We start from the raw sequence: 2,126 nt of genomic DNA, 5'->3' as shown, positions 1-2,126 counted from the left end.
GCGGGACGCCAGCACCTCGGCGCCGCCGCTGACTTCGAGGATCGCGCCGAGCATGGTGCCCAGGCCGATGATGATCGCGACATGGCCGAGGATGCCGCCCATGCCGGACTCGATGGTGGACACGGCGCCGGCGAGCGTGCTCGTGCCGGGTGCGACGGAGCTCGCGATCAGGGCGAGCGTGGTGACCAGGGTGAGGACGGTGACCAGCCGGCGCCGGTTGGCGGTGTCGCCGAGCGGGGCGAAGAAGAGCAGGCCGACGGCGTAGCCGAGCTGGGCGACGGAGGCGATCCACGCCACGGCGGACGGGGCCGCGCCGAAGTCGTCGGCGATGAGGGAGAGCAGCGGGGCGGCGAGATAGATGTTGGCGGCCGTGACCGCGCTGCAGACGGCGAGCAGGGTGAGGAAGACAGCTGAGCCGGGCCGCGGTTGCGGGGCCGCGGGCGCGGGCGATATGCCGCGCTGGTGGGCGGGGGTGGACGTGGACGCTGAGGACATCGGCAGGGGACCCCTTCGAGCCTGCTCTAATAACTAACTGGTTGGTTGGCTGATAGGGGGAACAGTCTGCGTGTCCCACCTCTTCCCGTCAACCAAACAGTTGGTTACTTGCCGCGCTACCCTGTCCCGCATGGGAGCAAGGGACCCCGAGGCCACCAAGGCCCGGATCTTCGAGGCGGCGGTCGCCGAGTTCGCCCGTCACGGCATCGCCGGCGCCCGCATCGATCGCATCGCGTCCGCCGCGAAGGCCAACAAACAGCTGATCTACGCCTACTTCGGCAACAAGGCGGAGCTGTTCGCGATCGTCCTCGAGAAGAAGATGCTGGACCTCGCCGAGGCCGTCCCCATCGATCCGGACGACATCGACGGCTGGATCGACCGCCTCATGGACTATCACGCGGCCCACCCCGAACTGCTGCGCCTGCTCTTCTGGGAGGGCCTGGAGTACGGCACCGCCGAACTGCCCCACGAGTCCGGACGCCAGGAGCACTACCGGCACAAGGTCGCCATCCTCCAGGACGCGCAGGACCGGGGCGTGGTCACCGACGCCATCCCGGCCGGGGACCTCATGTTCCTGCTCACCGCGCTGGCCAACTGGACGGCCGTCGTCCCGCAGATGCGGCGCATCCTGGCCGGCGACAGCGCGGCGGAGCGCGAGCGGCTGCGGGCGTCGGTGAAGGAGGCGGCCCGCCGCCTGGTGGCCCGCTGACCGGCCTGCGTCAGTTCGTACCGATGCGGGCGAGCAGGTCGACGATCCCGGCCTGCACCTCACCGCTGGTGGACCGCTCCGCGAGGAACAGCACCGTCTCCCCGGAGGCCAGCCGCGGCAGGTCGGCCTGGTCGACGGCGGCGGTGTAGACGACGAGCGGGGTGCGGTTGAGCTGGCCGTTCGCCCGCAGCCAGTCGACGATCCCGGCGTGCCCCGCCTGCTGGCGCTGCACCTGCATCAGGTCCATCACCACCAGGTTCGGCCGGAACTGCCCCGCCAGCGCCACCGCGTCGGCGTCGCTCGCGGCCCGCGCCACCTGCATCCCGCGCCGCTCCAGCGTCGCCGTCAGCGCCAGCGCGATCTCCGCGTGCTCCTCGATCAGCAGCACGCGCGGCGGATGCTGCTCGCTGTCGCGCGGCGCGAGCGCCTTGAGGAGTACGGCGGGGTCGGCGCCGTACGCCGCGTCGCGCGAGGCCTGCCCGAGCCCGGCCGTGACCAGCACCGGCACCTCGGCCGCCACCGCCGCCTGGCGCAGCGACTGCAGCGCCGTGCGGGTGATCGGGCCGGTCAGCGGGTCCACGAACAGCGCGGCCGGGAACGCCGCGATCTGCGCGTCGACCTCCTCGCGCGAGTGCACGATCACCGGCCGGTAACCGCGGTCGCTCAGCGCCTGCTGGGTGGAGACGTCCGGTGCGGGCCACACCAGCAGCCGGCGCGGGTTGTCCAGCGGCTCCGGCGGCAGCTCGTCGTCCATCGGCACCGGCCGCGGCGTGTCCGCCACCTCCACGGCCCCGCCGGGACCGTCCAGCGGCTCCGGCCCCTCGGCGGCGTCCGCGTCCGGTGCGCCTATGGCGTACGAACGCCCGGTGCCCTGCGTGGCCGGGGCGAGCCGGGACTGACCGGCCAGCGTGCCCTGCGGCTG

General features: G+C 72.8%; 3 protein-coding genes. 1 reads left to right on the top strand and 2 read right to left on the bottom strand.

Annotation, left to right across the window (positions count from 1 at the left end; translation table 11 throughout):
- Positions 1 to 495 (bottom strand): MFS transporter (locus N4P33_RS34875; protein WP_260830920.1); only part of this gene is annotated, 495 nt, incomplete at its 3' end.
- 130 nt (positions 496 to 625) lie between these two features.
- Between N4P33_RS34875 and N4P33_RS34870 the strand changes: the two genes are divergently transcribed.
- Complete coding sequence (locus N4P33_RS34870; RefSeq protein WP_260830919.1) at positions 626 to 1,204, top strand: TetR family transcriptional regulator; 579 nt, start codon at positions 626 to 628, stop codon at positions 1,202 to 1,204.
- Between the two features lie 10 nt (positions 1,205 to 1,214).
- Here N4P33_RS34870 and N4P33_RS34865 read toward each other — a convergent pair.
- Positions 1,215 to 2,126 (bottom strand): response regulator (locus N4P33_RS34865; protein WP_260830918.1); only part of this gene is annotated, 912 nt, incomplete at its 5' end.

Origin of the sequence: Streptomyces sp. 15-116A (genome assembly GCF_025290915.1) — a bacterium.
GTDB lineage: Bacteria > Actinomycetota > Actinomycetes > Streptomycetales > Streptomycetaceae > Streptomyces.
The sequence above is the reverse complement of the archived record's forward strand: the minus strand, read 5'-3'. Positions and strand labels throughout refer to the sequence as shown.